The organism is Bradyrhizobium sp. SPXBL-02 (genome assembly GCF_051853065.1).
GTDB lineage: Bacteria > Pseudomonadota > Alphaproteobacteria > Rhizobiales > Xanthobacteraceae > Bradyrhizobium.
In genome coordinates this window covers 7,602,967-7,620,750 of sequence record NZ_CP182474.1, presented here as the reverse complement: position 1 = coordinate 7,620,750, position 17,784 = coordinate 7,602,967, and the positions used below count along the sequence as shown (strand labels likewise).

The window sequence follows — 17,784 nt, the reverse complement described above, 5'->3', positions numbered from 1 at the left end:
CTCCATTCGGCGCTAGGGCCAGTGTTGCGTCCCTGGCTTTCGGTCGAGACGAGACGCGATCGCGTTCATGGCGGGCGGGAAGAATCGTGTTTCAGGAATGTTTCGTCGGCTGCAGCAAAATGTGCCGCGATCAGGCTTTGCGCGCCGCGGGATAGCGCGCGGCCATCGCTTGCGTCATCTCGGCCATCTTGTCGCGGAGATCGGCGGGTTCCAGCACTTCGGCCTCCGGGCCAAGCCGCAGCAGTTCGGCCGCTGCGTGCCACGACGTCTTGCCGACCGGCACGCGCGCAATGCGCCAGCCGTCTGCGTCGGTCGTCTCCTCGAGCTGCGTGCGCGCCTTGACGTAGGGCTGGCTCAGCGCGTCGAGCAGCTTGACGCCGAACGGCGACAGCCGGACGATCGCGACATTGGGATGCATCTCGGCTTCGAGACGAAGTGTCGCAGCGTGCCAGTAAGCAGCGAGATCGAAATCGGCGGGGCGGTCGAAGCGGTCATCGAGCGCCGCGCAGTCGAGCACGCGTGCGACGCGATAGGTGCGCACGCTGCCGTCGACTTGTCCTGCGAGATACCAGCTGCCGCCCTTCAGCACGAGGCCGAGCGGTGCGACACGGCGCTGCTTCTCCGCACGCCAGCTCTGGTACCGAATCCTGATCAGCGTCCCGCGCAGCACCGCGCCGGCGATGGTGCGCAGGTGCTTCGGGTCTTCCGCTTCGCCGAACCAGCCGGGCGCGTCCAGGTGGAAACGCTCCTGCATCCGCCCGGCATCCTCCCGCAGATTCGCAGGCAGGGCCGCCATCAGCTTGTTTTGGGCGGCGATCATCGCGGCATCGAGCCCGAGCGCCGCGGCCGGGCCTGGCAACCCCGCCAGGAACAGTGCGCCGGCCTCGCTCTGCGACAGCCCGTTCAGCCGCACGCGATAGCCGTCGAGCAGGCGATAGCCGCCTTCCGCGCCACGGTCGGCGTAAACGGGAACGCCGGACGCCGCGAGCGCGTCGATGTCGCGATAGATCGTGCGCACCGACACTTCGCAGGCCTCCGCGAGTTCGGGCGCGGTGACCAGTCCCCTGGCCTGGAGGGTGGTGAGGATCGACAGCATCCGGCTCGCGCGCATGATCCCTTAAACCATACCTGACACAGGATGTCAGGTATGGTTCGCTACAAGCTGCGCCAACGCCCGCCGGCCAGATGGAGACTGCCATGACCGATCCGAACCGTATCACCCTATTCTATTCGCCCCAGACGCGTGCCACCGGCACGCGGGTGCTGCTGGAGGAGCTGGGTGCGCCCTACGATCTCGATGTCCTCAACATGAAGGCCGGCGAGCAGCGCAAGCCCGCCTATCTCGCCATCAACCCGCTCGGCAAGGTGCCTGCGGTTCGCCACGGCGAGGCGCTGGTGACCGAGCAGGTTGCGATCACCATCTATCTCGCCGATCTGTTCCCGCAGGCGGGGTTGACGCCCGCTCTGAACGATCCGCTGCGCGGGCCTTATCTGCGCTGGATCGCCTATTACGGGTCGTCGTTCGAGCCGGCCTTGATCGACAAGTTCATGCAGCGTGAGCCAGCGCCGATCACGCAATCGCCTTATGCCGATTACGATACGATGCTGGGTGCGCTCGAGGCCCAGCTGGCGAACGGACCCTATCTGCTCGGCGAGCGCATGACGGCGGCGGACGTATTGTGGGGCGTCGCCTTCAGCTGGACCATGATGTTCGGCATCGTGCCGAAGAAGGACGTCTTCGTCCGTTATGCCGAGCGCATGACGGCCCGGCCGGCGTTCCAGCGCATCAATGCCGCCGACGCCGAGATGGCGGCGCAGCATGCCGCTGTGGCGGGCGGATGAGAGGGCGCTTCAAAACCGCGGTGCCCGCTTCTCGGCGAATGCTTTGATGCCTTCCTTGATCTCGTCGCCGCGCATGCTGTCGCGGTGGCGCCGGTCGGCGGCGGCTTCGTCGAGCTCGCCGCGGGCGAACTCGTTGATCGCGCGCTTCATGCCGCGCATCGCCTGCGGCGCGTTGCCGGCGAGGATCGCAGCGAGCTTGTCGACCTCCTCGTCCAGGAATTCGATCGGCACCATCGCGGTGAGATAGCCGATGCGCAGCATCTCCGGGGCGCTGATCTTCTGCGCGGTCAGGAACAGCTTCTTCGCATTGTCGACGCCGAGGCGGGTGACGTAGCGTTTGATCCCGCTCGGGTAATAATGCAGCCCGAGCCGCGCCGCCGGCATGAACATTTCCGCGGTATCGACGCCGATGCGGAAATCGCAAGCGAGTGCGAGGTCGGTCGAGCCGCCATAGACCCCGCCATTGAGCCGGCAGATCGTCGGTACGCCGAGATCCTCGAGCCGGTTGACCACCGCCTCGAAGGCGGAGCCCGCGCTTTGCTGCTCGCTCGCGCTGACCGCGCGTTCCGCCACCGAATTGAGATCGTAGCCGGCGGAGAAGGCGCGCCCGGTTCCGGTCAGCACCAGCACGCGAATTGCGGGGTCGGCCTCGATCCGGTCGAACAATCTGACGAGCTCGTCGAGATCCTCCGCCTGCAGCCGGTTGAGATGCTTCGGCCGGTTGAGGCGGATAGTGGCGCGGGCGCCGGTGACTTCGAGCAGCGGGCCGGTGGCTGCGTCGGCTGTGTCCGACATTCTTGTCTCCATTACTTGTTTTCGCGCGCGCGCCGCTTTGCTTCCGCATCGATGGTTTCGGCGAGATCCGGATGCCGTGCCATCAGCACGCGGAAATCGACGAGGTCGAGCACCAGCAGCTGCGACACCTTCGTGGTCGAGACGTTGGCCCCGCGCTTGTTGTTGCCGAGCAGCGCCATCTCGCCGAAGAAGGCGCCTTCGCCGAGCTGCACCTTCTTGCCGGGCAGATCGACCTCGACCTCGCCGGCGGCGATGAAATACATGCAGTCCCCCTGCGCACCCTTGCGGATGATCGTGGTGCGCGCCGGCAGCTCGATGGTGCGCAGCATGTGGGTGACGTCGGCGATCGCCGCCGGTCCCAGGGTTGCGAAGAACGGCACCTTGCTGACGGATTCCCAGGTCTTGAGGAAATTGTCGCGCCGTGTCTCCGCGGCAAAGCCGGTCGCCAGGATACCGGTCCAGAGGCCGAACACGCCGAGGCCCGAGATCATCACCAGCGCTGCCACCAAGCGGCCAAGCGGGGTGACCGGCACGACGTCGCCATAGCCGGTCGTGGTCAGGGTCACCACCGCCCACCACAATGCGCTCGGGACGCTGCCGAATGTCTGCGGCTGCACGTCCCGCTCCAGGAAATATTCAGCGACGGAGGCGAGGAAGACCACCATCAGGAAGATCACGAGCACGCTGACCAACGGCCCCGATTCCAGCACCAGAACGCGGCGCAGCTGCCGCAGACCGGGAATGCCCGGCACCACCTTCAGCACCCAGAGCACGCTGAGCAACCAGGCCGTCTTCGGCTCGACGCCGAGGAGAAGCGCGGCCGGTACGGCCAGCGCCCCGATCGCATCGACGATGCCGGCGGAGGAGGAGACGTAGAGCGAAAGCCGCCCTTGCCGCGCCATATGGCGCAGCCGCACCAGCCATTCGAACACGAAATAGGCGAGGCAGGTCCAGAGCAGGGCGCCGACCCAGCCCCACGCCTCTTTGGCCCGGTTGTCCGTCAGCAGCACCATGCCGAGCACGCCGACGGTCACCGCGACATAGGCCGCCTTGGTCATGTTGCGGCCGGCCGTGGCGGCCGCGAACTGGGCCAGAGCGGAGATCAGCGGCTTGGACATGCGAAGAAGGCTATTCGGTCTCGGGGCAGGTCTCGAGGCCCCGGATGGGACGTCGGCGCCAAAGTGCCTGCCCGGGCGGAGGCCGTCAACGACGGTGCAGGTCGTTTTGCCGGCGTCGCTGCGCCGGGCCCGCCGTCGGTGCCGCCATCGCCGGCGGGGTGCTACCTGAAATGTGGCGGTTCGTCGTAGCCGCGGCGACTGCTGAAGAACAGCAGCACCATCAGCCCGACGCCGACAATGACGGAAAACCCCGCGCCCAGCGCCAGTGCTACATAGCCTTCCGTCGGGATCGGCTCACCTTCGACCGCCATTGCGGAATAGGCGAAGTAGCCGGCCGCCGCCAGCATTGCCAGAAGGAGGATGATGAGGAGTGCACGCATGCCGCGTTCTCCGGTTGCAACCGGAAACCAACGGTTGCGAATGGGCAGGGTTCCAGACGGCGTGCCGCAGAGTCGGGGACCATGTGGCAAAGCAAATCGTGGAAGTTCCTGGGTCCCGGCTCAGCGCTGCACTGCCTTCGGCATTGCAGCTTGTCCGGGACACGAGAAAGGCGGGTCGTCCAATCCGGCGGTATCAGGCGCTCTGGGCGGTCTTCACCACCACGACGTTGCTGTCGTCCAGCGGAGCCGGCCCGGCATCGCGCCCCGTCTTGTCAGCCTCGCCGGCATGACGTTTCAGATAGTCGCGGCGCATGCCGATCTCGTCGCGGACGAACTCGTAGCCGAGCTTGAAGGTGTCGAGCCCGTCGGTACTGATCGTGCCGTCCCTGAGGCCGATGACGGCACCGCGCAAGATGGTCTCGAGCTCATCCTGGAGACATTCGAGCTGATCCAGCGAGTGGGCGTGCTCGATCCGCTCGCCGATGTCGAGGATGGCGGTCGAGAGCTCGCTGGCCTTCTCCGGCGCGATACGGGTGATCTTGGCGTAGATCGCGGCGAAGATCGAGCCGATGATGCTGAGCGCTGCGGCGCCCAGATACATCAGGTCGCTGTATTTATCCATGAACGACTTGGTATCGTCGTTGATGTAGTCGGCGGCGCCCCGATGCGCGATCACGAAGGCGTCCTTCTCGACCGAGGCCGGCTCGATCCTGGTGGCAAAGCCGTTGTCGAGCCCGAGCGCCGACTTGTTCTCGTAGACGATGCGCGCGAGCTCGCCGGCCGTGGTCGGGGACATCCTGGATTGCGCGACCAGCAGCCATTCGAGCCCGATCGTGTCGAGATCGTCGTCGGGAATCTGCGGGGACGTCGACACCGAGCCTGCTGTCACGGTCTCGTCGGAAATGCCGGGGAATTTGCGCGCCAGCGTCTTGGCTTCGTCGATGGCGTTCAGCGTGAAGCCGCCGCGCTTGGCGGCTTGCTCGTAGGATTTGTCCCGGATCGCCTTCGAGGCGTGGACGATGGCGATCACTGCGCTGAAGCCGTTTGCCGGGGCAAACAGCTTGTCGAGCGTCGCGCCCTGCGGCGCCGTCTGGATTTTCGCAGCCTCGGGACCATCGGGGACGTCGAGGATGCTGCGCACGAAGGCGAGCGAGGATTCGTTCTCGGCGACGACGGCGACCTTCTTCTTCTTCAATTCGGCGAGCGACTTGATCTTCTTGTTACCGGGACCGAGCAGGAGCACGAGATCGTGCTCGAGGATCGCGAGTGTACGCGCCCGCAGCGGCACCTTTGCGTCCGTGCGCAGCACGGCGAGGTCGGCCTGCCTGCGGTCGAACTGCGCGAGCGCCTTGGCATTGTCGGCGTTGCTGACGATGTTGATCCGGAAGCGCGATGCGTTGTTCTTCAGGAGGGCGGCGAGCTTGGCTGCGAACAGCGCCTCGTCGCTGTTGGGACCGCCGACGGCGAAGGTCAGCGTCTCCGAATTGTGCACCAGCGTGCGGCCGGCCCAGACGGTGGCAAGCGACAGCAGCAGGGTCAGCACGACGTAGAGGAAAACCTGCTGCTGGTTGGTCTTGATCACCTTGGGACGCCGGGGCGGTGGCACGGTCGGCGATGCAGTGGGGCCTTCAGTACTCATGGCAGCACTCTGGCCTTATCGTTTGGCTGACGGCGCCTGGCTTGGAAGCGCAGCCGGCCCGGTAATTCGTAAACGCCTGAAAAAAGAACGATATTCCCGATCGCCGATGATAGCGCGAAGGGAGCGGAATGCAAATTTCGAGCCGGAGGTAACCTTACTCGAGATGTCCGCGGCGATTGGTCATCCTATCACCAGTTAGCCACACTTGGCGATTTTCCAGTTCCACCCGGCTGCATTCCGCCGCGGGAGATGTCATAAATCACGCGTCCCGGCGATTTGACCGGTCCAAGAAGAAGTTGCGCTGAACGCTCCAATTCTTCTCGTCACGTCAATGAGGCGTCAGCTTGTCGTTTCCACCCATGTCATCGGCGATTCCGGTTGAAGCGCTCATTGGCTGGATGTCGCTGCTCACCTTCAAGCACGTCATCGCCGATTTCGTTCTTCAAACCGCCTGGATGGCGCACGGCAAGGACCAGAAGCATGGCTGGGCCCTGCCGCTCCTGGTGCACTGCCTGGTCCACCTTGCCGTCGCGCTGCCGCTGATCGTGATCGTGGCGCCGAGATTCTGGTTCGTCGCCTTCATCGACTTCGCGATCCACATCACGATCGACCGCGCCAAGGGATTCGTCTCCGCCAATTTCGGCGTCGACCTCGCCCATCCCTGGTTCTGGACCCTGATCGGCGTCGACCAGGCGCTGCATCACCTGACCGGCTTCGGCCTCTCCATCTTCATGGCGGCGAACTGAGGCCTGCGGCCCAGTGGCCAGACGTGGATGCCGGGACAAGCCCCGGCCATGACGCTGTGGTGGCGTTTGCGCTTCACTGCGCCACTCTGATTCACGGCAAGGGCGCAAGCACCCCGGGTGACTACCGGGCAGCGTGGTTAACCTTTCGTTAGAGAATTGCGCTGCATCTTCCCCACACGAGGGAGAACTGCAATGTTTTCAAGCCGCGATGCCTTTGAAAGCGATTTCTGCCCGGTCCGCGACGAGCTCCTTGGCGAGATGTATCGCGCCAGCGAGAGTGGCCTGCCGAGGCTGGTTGAGAGTGTTTCCCCTGACGTGCGCGCCAGGCTGGCGCTGTTCTGCTACCACCGCAGCCATTTGCACTCGCTGGCGGTCGCGATCGCAGCGAGCTGCAGCGAGCGCGACCTGATCGAGAATGGCGGCCGCGTCGGCTCGACGCTCTTCGCGCTGTCGCGCGAACGCACGGCGAAAGCTTCAACGTCGCTGTCGGGAGGGCGCAAGCCGATCACGCTGTCGACCAAGCCGCTCTCGGTGCTTGCACCGCTCGATGACGAGCTCGACGACGAGATCGAAGCGGTTCCGGCCTAAGAGATCTCGATAACGGGCAGGCCGAACTTCCGCCGCGCCATCGCGCATTCGGCGTCGCCCGGCATGCAGGTGCGGCACACCTCCGGCCGCACGTCATAGATACCGCAGGCCGTCGTCTTTCCGATCTCGCCTTGCAACGCCGCGCAGCGATCGCCCTCGCAGCGCATGCCCGATTGCCGGTCGTTGACGAGCGCCGCCGGGATCAGCGCAAGCTCCTCGTCGCTCTCGATCGAGAAGCGCGGCCAGTTCTGCGAATAGCCGCAGCAGGCACCGCAGCCCTGGCAACAGCTCGACAGCTCGGTCTCGTTCATCGTCCTCACGTGTCCTTCGGCGGACCCCAGACCAGACTCTGCCGCCATCTCGCGCGCAGCACGTCGCGCCGCTCCGGATATTTCTCGTCGAGATAGGTCGCCTCGACCACGCGGTCGGTGCGGAAGCTGCGGAAGTCGCTGCGCAGCTCGCACCAGGCCGCCAGCAGCCGCACCGCTTCGAGATAGCCGACCGAGATCGGCCAGATCATGCGCTCGCTGGGGCGGCCCTGCTCGTCGCGATAGCGCAGCATGATCTTCTTGCCTTCGTGGATCTGGGTACGGGTGCGCGCCATGTCCAGGCGGTCGGGTTCCCGGTTCCAGCTCGGCCGCGCCCGGCTCGCCGGCTCCAGCACGAAGGGGCGCAGGCGCTCCGGCACGGTGTCGGCGATCTTGGCCATCAAGTCTTCGGCCGCGCGCGCCAGCGCGGAATCGGCGTGCCCGGCGACCCATTGCGCGCCCAGCACGGCCGCCTCGATCTCGTCGGGCGTCAGCATCAAGGGCGGCAGGTCGAAACCCTTTTCCAGGATGTAACCCATGCCGGCTTCGCCGCGGATCGGTACGCGCTGGCCGATCAGGGTTGCGATGTCGCGATAGATGGTGCGCTTCGAAGTCTCGAGCTCGGCCGCGATCGCGTCCGCCGTCAACGGCTTACGCGTGCGTCTCAGCACCTGGATGATTTGAAACAGCCGGTCGGCGCGTCTCATGACAGGTCTCTTGTCGCTGCTTTTTCTAAGGTGGTGTTTTCAGAAGGCGGCGCGCGGCTGCTGACAGGATGTTGGCAGCAGGGGAGTTCTATACCGGGACAACACATCGACTGAAGAGGATTTGTCCATGATCATTCCAACCCATTTCGGCCAGGCCGGCCCGTTGTGGCGGAGCCAGCCTTTCCAGGTCCAGCCTTTCCAGGTCAAGGCACGGCAGGCTTGGGCCTTCAGCCGCCTCGTCTCGCTTGACGTCACAACAATTGTCGACCTCCGCCTTGCGCTCGCGACCGCCGCGACGCGATCGCTGGTCCATGCTGCGGACGCGCTGGTCCGCCATGTGATGGGCCGCGCCTGGCGAGGGGCCCGCTTCGCAGAAGATATCACGGCTGCTGCCACCATGGTGGCAGCAGCCGGCCGCTAGGTTCCTTCCACTCGTTCGACAGGTTCAGGAGAGCTTGCATGATCACGCTTTACGGCTTTGGCGCCGGCTTCGGCCTGCCGGAAATCAGCCCCTTCGTCACCAAGACCGAGGTGCAGCTCAAGATGGCAGGACTACCTTACCGGAAAGAGCGGGCGATGCCGCCGGCTTCGCCCAAGGGGCAGCTGCCCTTCATCGACGACGGCGGCGAGGCTGTGGCCGATTCCACCTTCATCCGGGCCCATATCGAGCGCCGCTACGGCTTCGATTTCGACGCCGGCCTCTCACTGGCTGAGCGCGCGCAGGCCTGGGCGTTCGAGCGCATGATCGAGCATCACGTCTATTGGGCACTGGTCGGCGCGCGCTGGGTCGATCCGGTCAATTTCGCCAAGGGTCCTGCGCATTTCTTCGACGGCGCGCCCGAGCACAATCGCGAGAAGCTGCGCGAGGATGCGCAGTTCCGGGTCGCCGAGAACTATCTGCTCTCCGGTCTCGGCCGTCACGCGCCGGATGATGACGTCGATCTTGCCGTGCGTTCGCTGTTCGCGCTGTCGGTGCAGCTCGGCGACAAGGCGTACCTGATGGGCAACAGGCCCTGCGGCGTCGACGCGACCGCCTTCGGCGCGCTGGCCGGAATCCTGACGCCGTTCTTCGAATCCGCCTTGCGCGAGCGCACAGAGGGATTTCCGAACCTCACCGCCTATGTCGACCGCATGATGGACGATTATTATCCGGAGTTCGCCTGGACCCCACTGCGGCAGGCGGCGTAGCCCCGGTGCATCGGCAGACCCGGTGTAACCTCTCCCGCTTTCGGGAGAGGTCGGCGCGAAGCGCCGGGTGAGGGCTTTCTCCTCTGGGGATTGTCTCTACAGACCTCGGACGGTCCCAACGCGGAGGCACCCTCTCCCCAACCCTCTCCCGCAAGCGGGAGAGTGGGCGCAGCAACGCTCGTAGCCGCAGCTCGATCCACACATGAAAAGAGCCGGCCCGTCGGGCCGGCTCTCGTCGCCTCAAATCTCGCTACGCTTACTTCACCAGCGTGTACTTGCCGTCCTTCACGGTGAGCAGGATGCGCGAACGCTCGTCGAGGCCGTAGCGGTCCTTTTCGGTGAAGTTGTAGACGCCCTGGCTCGCCGCGAGTTCCTTCTCCGTCAGCAAGGCCTGGCGGATGGCTTCGCGGAATTCCGGCGTGCCGGGTTTTGCGGTCTTCAGCGCGGTCGGGATGATGCGCTTGAGGATCTCGAAGGCATCGTAGGAGTGACCTGCGAACTGGCTGCGGCTGTTCGGGCCATATTTGGCCTCATAGGCCGAGTTGAGCGCGAGACCCGGCTTCTTGGTGGCGGCTTCATCCGGCTGGTCCTCGGGATCCATGACGGGACCGGAGGCCATCAGCACGCCCTCGGCCGCTTTGCCGGCGATGCGGATGAAGTCCATGCTGGCGGCGCCATGGGTCTGGTAGATCAGGCCCTTGTAGCCGCGTTCGCGCAGCTCGGTCTGCGGCAGCGCGGCCGCGGTGCCGGAGGCACCGACCAGGATGGCATCGGGATTGGCGGCGACGAGCTTGAGCACCTGGCCGGTCACCGAAGTGTCGGGACGGGCGAAGCGCTCCTCGTCGACGATGGTCATGCCCATCGGCACGGCCTGCGCCTTCAAATCGTTGAACCAGAGGTCGCCGTAGGAATCGGAATAGCCGATGTAACCGAGCGTCTTCACGCCCTTGGCCTTCATGTGGTCGTACAGCACCTTGCCGACGATCGGAATCGGCTGCGGCATCGCCACCGACCACTTCATGCGCTCGGGCGTGATCGGGAACGGCGCCAGACCAAAGTGCGGGATACCGGCTTCATTGGCGACGTTGGAGACAGCAATGGTCGGCGGCGTCAGCGCCGAGCCCATGATGATGTCGGCCTTGGATTCGGTGACGAAGCGGCGGGCGTTGGTGGTGGCGGTGGTGGGATCGCCGCCGTCGTCGAGCACGATCACCTTCAGCGGCACGCCGCCGATCTCCTTCGGCACGAATTCCAGCGCGTTGCGCTCGGGAATGCCGAGGGCTGCACCCGGGCCGGTCGTGGTGGTGGTGATGCCGATGGTGACTTCGCTGGTCTGGGCCAGCGCGGGCAGCACTGGCAGCGCCAGCGCAGCCGCAGTGATGGCAGCGGTCAAATAAAAGCGTTTCATCTATTCCTCCCTTGACGTGTTTATTTGAAAGCAGAAATCGCGGGGTAATTCAGCCCCCTCTTTCGGTGATGCGGCGATTTAGCTCCGGACTTAACTCCCCGTGAATTTGGTGACCATTTCCGCCGGGAATGGTGCGGATTTCAGCTTGTCGGGATTATCGGGATCGCGGCCGACCAGGACGCGGGTCTCGAAACCCTCGATCGCGAGCGCCTCGCCCTTGTAGACGTTGTGCTTCACCTCGAAGCTCGAGCGCTTGATGCTCTCGATTCTGGTCTCGATGGTGATCCAGTCGCCATAGGTCGAAGGGATGTAGAACTTGGCCCGCGTGTCGACCATGGGGATGCCCACCAGGCCGTATTTGCGGACCAGGTCCTGCTTGGAGAAGCCGGCGGCCTCGAACAGGGTCGAGGTCGAATCGTCGAACATCGCGAAATAGCGCGGGTAATAGACGATGTTGGCGGGGTCGCAATCGCCCCACTGGATCTGGACCTCGCGCCGGTTCACGAACATGGCTTATGCATCCACTAGCGCTGTGCCACACCTCTCCCGGAGGGAGAGGTCGAATTGCGCAGCAATTCGGGTGAGGGATTCCAGTCCCTCGATAGGGCAGGGCCCCTCACCCGGCGCTGCGCGCCGACCTCCTCCCAATGGGAGAGGTAAGGTCGAAGTCGCTGCTGCAATCCCGCTCATCAGTTTACTTCGGCGCCATGCGCAGCGATCCGTCGAGGCGCACCACTTCGCCGTTCAGATAGGCGTTCTCGACCATGTGCAGCGCGAGCGCGGCGAACTCGTCGGCCTGGCCGAGCCGGCGCGGGAAGGGGATGGCGGCGGCGAGCGAGTCCTGGGCCTCCTGCGGCAGGTTCGCGAGCAGCGGCGTCAGGAACAGGCCGGGCGCAATCGTCAGCACGCGGACGCCGAACTGCGCGAGCTCGCGCGCGATCGGCAGCGTCATGCCGACGATGCCGCCCTTGGAGGCCGAATAGGCGGATTGGCCGATCTGGCCGTCATAGGCGGCAACGGAGGCAGTGTTGATGATGACGCCGCGCTCGCCGGTCGCCTGCGGCTCCAGCTTGGACATTTCGGTGGCGGCCAGACGCAGCATGTTGAAGGTGCCGATCAGGTTGACCTTGATCACCTTGTCGAAATCGGCAAGCGCCATCGGACCGTCGCGGCCGACCACGCGCTTGGCAACGCCGATGCCGGCGCAATTGACCAGCACGCGCGCCGGGCCATGGGCCTTGATCGCCTGCGCGATCGCGGCTTCAGCGGAGGCGGCATCCGAGACGTCGCAGGTGACGGCAACGCCCTTGATCTCGGCGGCAACGGATTCCGCAAGCTTGGTGTTGAGGTCGCACACCGCGACCTTGGCGCCCTGCGCGGCCAGCTTTCTTGCGGTGGCCGCGCCAAGTCCTGATGCGCCGCCGGTGACGATGGCTGCCTGATCCTTCAACAACATGGCGTTCTCCTTTGATCGTTCTTATTAGGTGCGACCGGATCGGCCGGTCTGCTCCCTCTCCCCGTTCTTACGGGGAGAGGGTTGGGGTGAGGGGCTTGCTTCCGCGAATGCGGTGGCAGTGGGACTCGCGGCGGCTCCCCGTCACCCGAATTTGCGCTTTGCGCAAATTCGACCTCTCCCCGCAAGCGGGGAGAGGTGAAGAAAGAGCCGACTGGTTCATCCCAATTGTCATCTTAGCCGACCGATATCACACGGTTCGACGGATTGGCAGCGTAGAGCTCCTCGATCAGCTCGCCGCGATGCTCAAGCACCGCGCGCTGGTTGATCGAGCCCTTGTCGGTGACTTCGCCCTTGTCGATCGAGAGCGGCGTGTCCATCAGGATCGCGCGCGTGATCCGCGTCGAGGAACCCGTGGCCTGGCCGAGGAAACGGGTCAGGCGCTCGCGGAAAGCCTCGCGCACCAGGCGGTCGCGTGTCGCGACGACGAGATCGTCGGGCGGCAGCGTCGGGTTGATCAGGCGGCAGCCGTCGAGATCGAGCACGACCAGCGCGGAGACCTCGTCGCGGTTGATCCCGGCGATGACGACGTCGCGCACCAGCGGCGCGCAGGCCGCGGTGAGGCGCGCGCGCAGCGGGCCGACGCTGACCCAGGTGCCGCTCGCGAGCTTGAAGTCCTCGCTGACGCGGCCGTCGAAATCGAAGCCGGCATTGAAGTCATCGGGATCGGCGGGCTTGAGCGCGTCGCCCATCTTGTAAAATCCTTCCTCGTCGAAGGATTTTGCGGTGATGTCGCCTTGGCGCCAGTAGCCGGGCATCACGTTCGGCCCTTTGGCACGCACCTCCAGCTTGCCGTTGTTCGGCACCAGCTTGGCGTCGTTGCCGGAGACGGGCAGGCCGACATGGCCGGAGCGGCTGGTGCGCGGATTGACCGACATGAAGAACGGCGCGGTCTCGGTCGCACCGAGACCGGTCAGCATCGGCACGCGATAGCCCTTCTCCTTCGCCGCGAGCTCGTCGAGGCTGTTCCAGACGAACGGCGACAGCGCCGCGCCGGAGAAGAACATCGCATGCAGCCGGTCGAAGAACTTGGCGCGCAAGCCCTGGTCGTCGCGCAAATAGGGCAGCAGCGATTCGTAGCCCTTGGGCACGTTGAAATAGACCGTCGGCGAAATTTCCCGGAGATTGCGCACGGTCTCCTCGATGCCGCCAGGCACCGGCTTTCCGGCGTCCAGATACATCGAGCCGCCGTTGTAGAGCGTCAGGCCGATATTGTGATTACCGCCAAAGGTGTGATTCCACGGCAACCAATCGATGATGACCGGCGGCTCGTCCTTCAGGAAGGCGAGCGTTTCGCGCAGCATCACCTGGTTAGCGCAGATCATGCGCTGGGTGTTGATGACGGCCTTGGGATTGCCGGTCGAACCCGAGGTCAGCAGGAATTTTGCGATCGTGTCGGGGCCGATCCTGGCGTGGACGTCGTCGAGATCGCCACGGATCGGCGTCGCCATGAGATCGGCGAGCAGGGTGACGTCGCGGCCCGGCACGTGCCCATAGGACGCGGCGATCTCGGTGCCGAGCGAGACGTTCGCGGCGAGCGCATCGGCGAACTTGTCGGCATCGTCGGCGAAGACGAGGCCCGGCGTCAGCAGCTTCATCAGATAGGACAGCTTGCCGTAGTCCTTCGACACCAGCGAATAGGCCGGCGACACCGGGCAGAACGGAACGCCGGCGTAGAACGCGCCGAAAGCGAGGAGCGCGTGGTCGATCGAATTGCCCGAGAGGATGACGACCGGCCGCTCCGCCGACACGCCGCGCTGGATCAATGCGGAGGCGATGTGCCGGCTTGCGGTGAGCAGCTCGGCATAGGTGATCTTGCGCCAGCCGCGACCGCCTTCGCGCTCGGCCATGAAGACCCGGTCCGGCGTCGTCGTGGCCCAATGATGCAGGCGGTCGGTGATGCGGACCGGGTAGTCGCCGAGCGGCTGCTTTGGCCGCAAGTAAATCGTGCCGTCGTTGCGCCGCTCGATGTTGACGACGGGATCGCCGAACGAGATGGGCCGCAACGGGAAATCGCTCGCGCCGCGCTCCATGCCGGAAGAGGACGGCTGCGCACTCATGACTTTACGCTCATGATTTGGGCTTCACCTTCGCGGTCTTGTGCTCGAGGAATTCGCGGATCCGCCGTTTGGCCTCCTTGTCGCTCTGCGCGACGGTGGCCATCAGCGACTCCATCAACAGGCCGGTCTGCGGATTGGCCTCTGCGATCATCGGCAGCGCCTGGAGCACGGCAAAATTCGTCAGCGGGGCATTGGACGCCACCTTGGTCGCAAGCTCAAGCGCCTTCCCGAGCCCGTTGCCGGCCTCCGTCAGATATTGCGCGAAGCCGTAGGACGCGCCCTCGGTCGCGCTGTAGACGCGTCCCGTCAGCATCATGTCCATCATCCGGGCAACGCCGATCAGCCGCGGCAGCCGCACCGAGCCGCCACCGCCGACGAAAATGCCGCGCTGCCCCTCCGGCAGCGCGAAATAGGTCGAGGGCTCGGCGACGCGGATATGGGCCGCGCAGGCCAGCTCCAGCCCGCCGCCGATCACGGCGCCCCTGAGCGCTGCGATCACGGGCACGCGGCTGTACTGGATGCGGTCGAACACCCGGTGCCACATCTGGGAATGCAGCAGCCCGCCGGTGGCGTCGTGCTCGGTCAGCTCGGAGAGGTCGAGGCCACTGGAGAAATGGTCGCCGATGCCGTGGATGACGACCGCGCCGATGTCCTCGGGCAGGTTCGCAAAACACTCGCCGATTTCCAGGATGATGCCGTCATTAAGCGCATTGCGCTTGGCCGGCCGGTTCAGACCCACGGTCAGAACCCGGTCCGCCCGCTCGATCCTCAAAAGCCCGGAGGCGCCCGCGTCCGCGGTCTCGGCGTTTCCCTGTGTCATTTGCGTCCTTGTCAGAATAGTTATGTTGTATAACGAATTTTGAGGGAGTCAAGGTGGGGGCACAGCCAGGTGGCGGGGCCCACCACCCTCTCCGCGAGCACCGGGGCGAGCGACAGAGCGGTGCGGGCCTACTCTTGCGCCACAAACTTGGCGAACGCGTCGGCGTAATCCGGGTGCCATCGCGACAATGGCGGGCGGTTCTCGACGATGTCGCCGGCGGCCCACAGCATGCGCTTCTCGTCGAGCGCCCGCGGCACGTCATTGTCCGGGCAGAGAATGTAGAAATCGCCGGCCTCCAGCCGCGCCAGCATGAAATCGACCGTCTGCTCCGGCGTCCAGGCGCCGGCCGGCTTCTCGGTGCGGCCCTTCGCGGTCAGGCCGGTGAAGACGAAGCCCGGGATCAACAGGTGGGCTGTGACGCGACAGTCCTTCGTGTTGCGCAACTCGTGCTGGAGCGCCTCGGTGAACGCCTTCACGCCGGCCTTCGAGACATTGTAGGCGGGGTCGCCCGGCGGCGTGGTGATGCCCTGCTTGGAGCCGGTGTTGATGATGAGGCCGCATTTGCCGCGCGCGATCATGTTCGGCGCGAAGATGCGCGAGCCGTTGATGATGCCCCACATGTTGACGGCGATGATGCGCTGCCAATTGTCCGGCGCGCCGAACAACGTGCTGCCGGGCTGAATGCCGGCATTGTTCATGAGGACGTCGGTGCCGCCGAACCGCTCATGGACTGCGCGCTCGAGTTCCGTCACGCTCTCAATCTTGCTGACATCGACGGCCGAGGTCATCACGTTCGCGGCCGACGTAACGGATGACAGTTTTGTTGCAGCTTCTGCCAGGCGTGCCTCGTCGACATCCGCGATACACACTTTCATTCCAGCGCGCGCAAAGGCCGCAGCGGCGGCAAATCCGATGCCTGCTGCGCCACCCGTGATCACGGCAACATTGTCTTTGACGATGGCGGGATGTGACATGGATCGTCTCCGTGGAAAGCCTTCAGTCGAGCTATAGCATGGCAGCGATGCGACCCTGCACAAGTCGGCATGGGAGGTCTTCGTTCCGCGCTGCCTTTACGCTGATCAGGCACGGCTGTATCCTTTGCAGAACGATCCCGCCCAGATCGAACCAACCAATAACCGACAGGGAGTGCAGCCATGGCTGTGTCGCAGGCTATTCCGATCGCGCGCCATCCGTTCGCAAACGGGTCCTACAAGCAGATGCTGATCGACGGGAAGTGGGTCGATGCAGCCTCGGGCAAGCGCTTCGAGACCCGCAATCCCGCCACCGGCGAGCTGCTCGCAACCGTCGCCGAGGGCGACAAGGAAGACATCGATCGTGCGGTCGCGGCCGCCCGCCGCGCCTTCGAAGGTCCGTGGAGCAAGGTCAAGCCGTTCGAGCGGCAGAACTTGCTTCTGAGGCTCGCCGACCTCGTCGAGAAGAATTTCGACGAATTGTCGCAGCTCGATACGCTCGACATGGGCGCGCCGCTGAGCCGCACCCGTGCCTACCGCCTGCGCGCCGTCGGCATGCTGCGCTATTACGCCGGCCAGACCACCGCGATTCACGGCGAGACCATCGAGAACTCGCTGCCCGGCGAAATCTTCTCCTACACGCTGAAGGAACCGGTCGGCGTCGTCGGCGCGATCATCCCCTGGAATGGCCCGCTCACGGCGACGATCTGGAAGATCGGTCCTGCGATCGCGACCGGCTGCACCGTGGTGCTCAAGCCGGCCGAAGAAGCACCGCTGACCTCGCTGCGCATCGCCGAGCTTGCGATGGAAGCGGGCGTGCCGCCCGGCGTCATCAACGTCGTTCCCGGCTATGGCGAGACCGCGGGCGCGGCGCTCGCTTCGCATCACGACGTCGACAAGGTCGCCTTCACCGGCTCGCATGTCACGGGCCAGTCGATCATCCGTGCCTCGGCCGGCAACCTCAAGCGCGTCTCGCTCGAGCTCGGCGGCAAGTCGCCGGACATCGTGTTCGCCGATGCCGATCTCGACGCCGCCGTGCCGGGCGCGGCGATGGCGGTGTTCGCCAATTCGGGGCAGATCTGCAGCGCCGGCACGCGCCTGTTCGTCGAGCAGTCGATCTACGAGGAGTTCGTCGGCCGCGTCGCCGAGTTCGGCAAGAAGCTGCAGGTCGGCAACGGCCTCGATCCCAACGTGCAGATCGGCCCGCTGGTCTCCGAGCAGCAGCTCGAGCGCGTCACCGGCTATCTCGATATCGGTCAGAAGGAAGGCGCCCAGGCGCTCGCCGGCGGCGGCCGCGTCACCGAAGGCGCATTGTCGAAGGGCTTCTTCGTCTCGCCGACGGTGTTCGCGGGCGTCCAGGACAACATGCGCATCGCGCAGGAGGAGATTTTTGGCCCCGTCATCTCCGCGATCGCGTTCAAGGACATGGACGAGCTGGTCAAGCGCGCCAACAACACCACGTTCGGCCTCGGCTCCGGCCTCTGGACGCGCGACGTCAGCAAGGCCCATGCGGTGGCGAAACGCTTGCGTGCCGGCTCGGTGTGGGTCAACTGCTACCAGGCGATGGATCCGGCCGTGCCGTTCGGCGGCTACAAGATGAGCGGCTATGGCCGCGAGTCCGGCAAGCAGCACGTCGAGGAATATCTCAACGTGAAGGCCGTCTGGATCAAGACGGCGTAGCATCCATTCCTTCCCGCGTTC

At 65.1% G+C, this 17,784-nt stretch carries 19 protein-coding genes; 6 read left to right on the top strand and 13 right to left on the bottom strand.

All coding sequences use genetic code 11. The features are described 5' to 3' along the window. Positions 1 to 130: 130 nt before the first annotated feature. Positions 131 to 1,111: a helix-turn-helix transcriptional regulator gene (locus tag ACNJYD_RS35395; RefSeq protein ID WP_212260083.1), complete on the bottom strand. Its 981-nt coding sequence runs from the start codon at positions 1,109 to 1,111 to the stop codon at positions 131 to 133. 86 nt (positions 1,112 to 1,197) lie between these two features. Here ACNJYD_RS35395 and ACNJYD_RS35390 point away from each other — a divergent pair, with 86 nt between their 5' ends. Then, positions 1,198 to 1,842, top strand: coding sequence for a glutathione S-transferase family protein (locus tag ACNJYD_RS35390; protein WP_439364723.1), 645 nt, complete (start codon positions 1,198 to 1,200; stop codon positions 1,840 to 1,842). A gap of 9 nt (positions 1,843 to 1,851) precedes the next feature. On the opposite strand, the gene ACNJYD_RS35385 is transcribed toward ACNJYD_RS35390, so the two are convergent. The 4 genes from ACNJYD_RS35385 to ACNJYD_RS35370 form a co-directional block, all read right to left on the bottom strand. Next, positions 1,852 to 2,637 (bottom strand): enoyl-CoA hydratase/isomerase family protein, encoded by a 786-nt coding sequence (locus ACNJYD_RS35385; protein ID WP_212260084.1) that lies wholly within the window; start codon positions 2,635 to 2,637, stop codon positions 1,852 to 1,854. Between the two features lie 11 nt (positions 2,638 to 2,648). Continuing rightward, on the bottom strand, positions 2,649 to 3,755 hold the full coding sequence (locus ACNJYD_RS35380) for a cyclic nucleotide-gated ion channel (RefSeq protein WP_212260085.1): 1,107 nt from the start codon (positions 3,753 to 3,755) through the stop codon (positions 2,649 to 2,651). 161 nt (positions 3,756 to 3,916) lie between these two features. Then, complete coding sequence (locus tag ACNJYD_RS35375) at positions 3,917 to 4,135, bottom strand: hypothetical protein (protein WP_035997220.1); 219 nt, start codon at positions 4,133 to 4,135, stop codon at positions 3,917 to 3,919. A gap of 193 nt (positions 4,136 to 4,328) precedes the next feature. Then, positions 4,329 to 5,774, bottom strand: coding sequence for a TAXI family TRAP transporter solute-binding subunit (locus ACNJYD_RS35370; protein ID WP_212260086.1), 1,446 nt, complete (start codon positions 5,772 to 5,774; stop codon positions 4,329 to 4,331). Between the two features lie 398 nt (positions 5,775 to 6,172). Here ACNJYD_RS35370 and ACNJYD_RS35365 point away from each other — a divergent pair, with 398 nt between their 5' ends. Then, positions 6,173 to 6,520 carry a DUF3307 domain-containing protein gene (locus ACNJYD_RS35365; protein ID WP_172787180.1) on the top strand — a complete coding sequence of 116 codons (348 nt, stop codon included), beginning with the start codon at positions 6,173 to 6,175 and terminating at the stop codon, positions 6,518 to 6,520. Between the two features lie 192 nt (positions 6,521 to 6,712). Further along, positions 6,713 to 7,108, top strand: a complete 396-nt coding sequence (locus tag ACNJYD_RS35360) for a hypothetical protein (protein WP_172787073.1) — start codon at positions 6,713 to 6,715, stop codon at positions 7,106 to 7,108. Here ACNJYD_RS35360 and ACNJYD_RS35355 read toward each other — a convergent pair. Continuing rightward, on the bottom strand, positions 7,105 to 7,419 hold the full coding sequence (locus tag ACNJYD_RS35355; RefSeq protein WP_439364722.1) for a YkgJ family cysteine cluster protein: 315 nt from the start codon (positions 7,417 to 7,419) through the stop codon (positions 7,105 to 7,107). The genes ACNJYD_RS35360 and ACNJYD_RS35355 overlap by 4 nt on opposite strands. Before the next feature lie 5 nt (positions 7,420 to 7,424). Further along, entirely contained in the window at positions 7,425 to 8,123 is a 699-nt protein-coding gene (locus tag ACNJYD_RS35350) for a helix-turn-helix transcriptional regulator (RefSeq protein ID WP_247277902.1), read from the bottom strand. Positions 8,124 to 8,250: 127 nt separating this feature from the next. On the opposite strand from ACNJYD_RS35350, the gene ACNJYD_RS35345 reads away from it, so the two are divergent. After that, entirely contained in the window at positions 8,251 to 8,544 is a 294-nt protein-coding gene (locus ACNJYD_RS35345) for a hypothetical protein (RefSeq protein WP_212260088.1), read from the top strand. 38 nt (positions 8,545 to 8,582) lie between these two features. Next, a complete protein-coding gene (locus ACNJYD_RS35340; RefSeq protein WP_172787076.1) occupies positions 8,583 to 9,311 on the top strand; it encodes a glutathione S-transferase family protein in 729 nt (242 codons plus the stop codon). Between the two features lie 256 nt (positions 9,312 to 9,567). Here the strand turns inward: ACNJYD_RS35340 and ACNJYD_RS35335 are convergent, their stop codons facing one another. From ACNJYD_RS35335 to ACNJYD_RS35310, 6 genes are all read right to left on the bottom strand, one after another. Continuing rightward, a complete protein-coding gene (locus ACNJYD_RS35335; protein ID WP_260381064.1) occupies positions 9,568 to 10,719 on the bottom strand; it encodes an ABC transporter substrate-binding protein in 1,152 nt (383 codons plus the stop codon). Positions 10,720 to 10,809: 90 nt separating this feature from the next. Continuing rightward, positions 10,810 to 11,229, bottom strand: coding sequence for an acyl-CoA thioesterase (locus tag ACNJYD_RS35330; RefSeq protein WP_172787078.1), 420 nt, complete (start codon positions 11,227 to 11,229; stop codon positions 10,810 to 10,812). 184 nt (positions 11,230 to 11,413) lie between these two features. Then, positions 11,414 to 12,175 carry an SDR family NAD(P)-dependent oxidoreductase gene (locus ACNJYD_RS35325; RefSeq protein ID WP_439364721.1) on the bottom strand — a complete coding sequence of 254 codons (762 nt, stop codon included), beginning with the start codon at positions 12,173 to 12,175 and terminating at the stop codon, positions 11,414 to 11,416. Positions 12,176 to 12,408: 233 nt separating this feature from the next. Further along, entirely contained in the window at positions 12,409 to 14,292 is a 1,884-nt protein-coding gene (locus ACNJYD_RS35320) for a feruloyl-CoA synthase (RefSeq protein WP_439364720.1), read from the bottom strand. 10 nt (positions 14,293 to 14,302) lie between these two features. Next, entirely contained in the window at positions 14,303 to 15,112 is an 810-nt protein-coding gene (locus tag ACNJYD_RS35315) for a crotonase/enoyl-CoA hydratase family protein (protein ID WP_172787081.1), read from the bottom strand. 128 nt (positions 15,113 to 15,240) lie between these two features. Then, positions 15,241 to 16,086: an SDR family NAD(P)-dependent oxidoreductase gene (locus ACNJYD_RS35310; protein WP_439364719.1), complete on the bottom strand. Its 846-nt coding sequence runs from the start codon at positions 16,084 to 16,086 to the stop codon at positions 15,241 to 15,243. Positions 16,087 to 16,266: 180 nt separating this feature from the next. Between ACNJYD_RS35310 and ACNJYD_RS35305 the strand changes: the two genes are divergently transcribed. Then, positions 16,267 to 17,763 carry an aldehyde dehydrogenase family protein gene (locus ACNJYD_RS35305; protein WP_172787083.1) on the top strand — a complete coding sequence of 499 codons (1,497 nt, stop codon included), beginning with the start codon at positions 16,267 to 16,269 and terminating at the stop codon, positions 17,761 to 17,763. Positions 17,764 to 17,784: the final 21 nt, after the last annotated feature.

Coding starts and splice junctions, on each gene's coding strand:
- ACNJYD_RS35315 (WP_172787081.1), bottom strand. CDS start 15,112: ATGACACAGGGAAACGCCGAGACCGCGGACGCGGGCGCCTCCGGGCTT.
- ACNJYD_RS35325 (WP_439364721.1), bottom strand. CDS start 12,175: ATGTTGTTGAAGGATCAGGCAGCCATCGTCACCGGCGGCGCATCAGGA.
- ACNJYD_RS35355 (WP_439364722.1), bottom strand. CDS start 7,419: ATGAACGAGACCGAGCTGTCGAGCTGTTGCCAGGGCTGCGGTGCCTGC.
- ACNJYD_RS35335 (WP_260381064.1), bottom strand. CDS start 10,719: ATGAAACGCTTTTATTTGACCGCTGCCATCACTGCGGCTGCGCTGGCG.
- ACNJYD_RS35390 (WP_439364723.1), top strand. CDS start 1,198: ATGACCGATCCGAACCGTATCACCCTATTCTATTCGCCCCAGACGCGT.
- ACNJYD_RS35380 (WP_212260085.1), bottom strand. CDS start 3,755: ATGTCCAAGCCGCTGATCTCCGCTCTGGCCCAGTTCGCGGCCGCCACG.
- ACNJYD_RS35360 (WP_172787073.1), top strand. CDS start 6,713: ATGTTTTCAAGCCGCGATGCCTTTGAAAGCGATTTCTGCCCGGTCCGC.
- ACNJYD_RS35370 (WP_212260086.1), bottom strand. CDS start 5,774: ATGAGTACTGAAGGCCCCACTGCATCGCCGACCGTGCCACCGCCCCGG.
- ACNJYD_RS35330 (WP_172787078.1), bottom strand. CDS start 11,229: ATGTTCGTGAACCGGCGCGAGGTCCAGATCCAGTGGGGCGATTGCGAC.
- ACNJYD_RS35310 (WP_439364719.1), bottom strand. CDS start 16,086: ATGTCACATCCCGCCATCGTCAAAGACAATGTTGCCGTGATCACGGGT.
- ACNJYD_RS35345 (WP_212260088.1), top strand. CDS start 8,251: ATGATCATTCCAACCCATTTCGGCCAGGCCGGCCCGTTGTGGCGGAGC.
- ACNJYD_RS35385 (WP_212260084.1), bottom strand. CDS start 2,637: ATGTCGGACACAGCCGACGCAGCCACCGGCCCGCTGCTCGAAGTCACC.
- ACNJYD_RS35375 (WP_035997220.1), bottom strand. CDS start 4,135: ATGCGTGCACTCCTCATCATCCTCCTTCTGGCAATGCTGGCGGCGGCC.
- ACNJYD_RS35395 (WP_212260083.1), bottom strand. CDS start 1,111: ATGCGCGCGAGCCGGATGCTGTCGATCCTCACCACCCTCCAGGCCAGG.
- ACNJYD_RS35350 (WP_247277902.1), bottom strand. CDS start 8,123: ATGAGACGCGCCGACCGGCTGTTTCAAATCATCCAGGTGCTGAGACGC.
- ACNJYD_RS35340 (WP_172787076.1), top strand. CDS start 8,583: ATGATCACGCTTTACGGCTTTGGCGCCGGCTTCGGCCTGCCGGAAATC.
- ACNJYD_RS35320 (WP_439364720.1), bottom strand. CDS start 14,292: ATGAGTGCGCAGCCGTCCTCTTCCGGCATGGAGCGCGGCGCGAGCGAT.
- ACNJYD_RS35365 (WP_172787180.1), top strand. CDS start 6,173: ATGTCGCTGCTCACCTTCAAGCACGTCATCGCCGATTTCGTTCTTCAA.
- ACNJYD_RS35305 (WP_172787083.1), top strand. CDS start 16,267: ATGGCTGTGTCGCAGGCTATTCCGATCGCGCGCCATCCGTTCGCAAAC.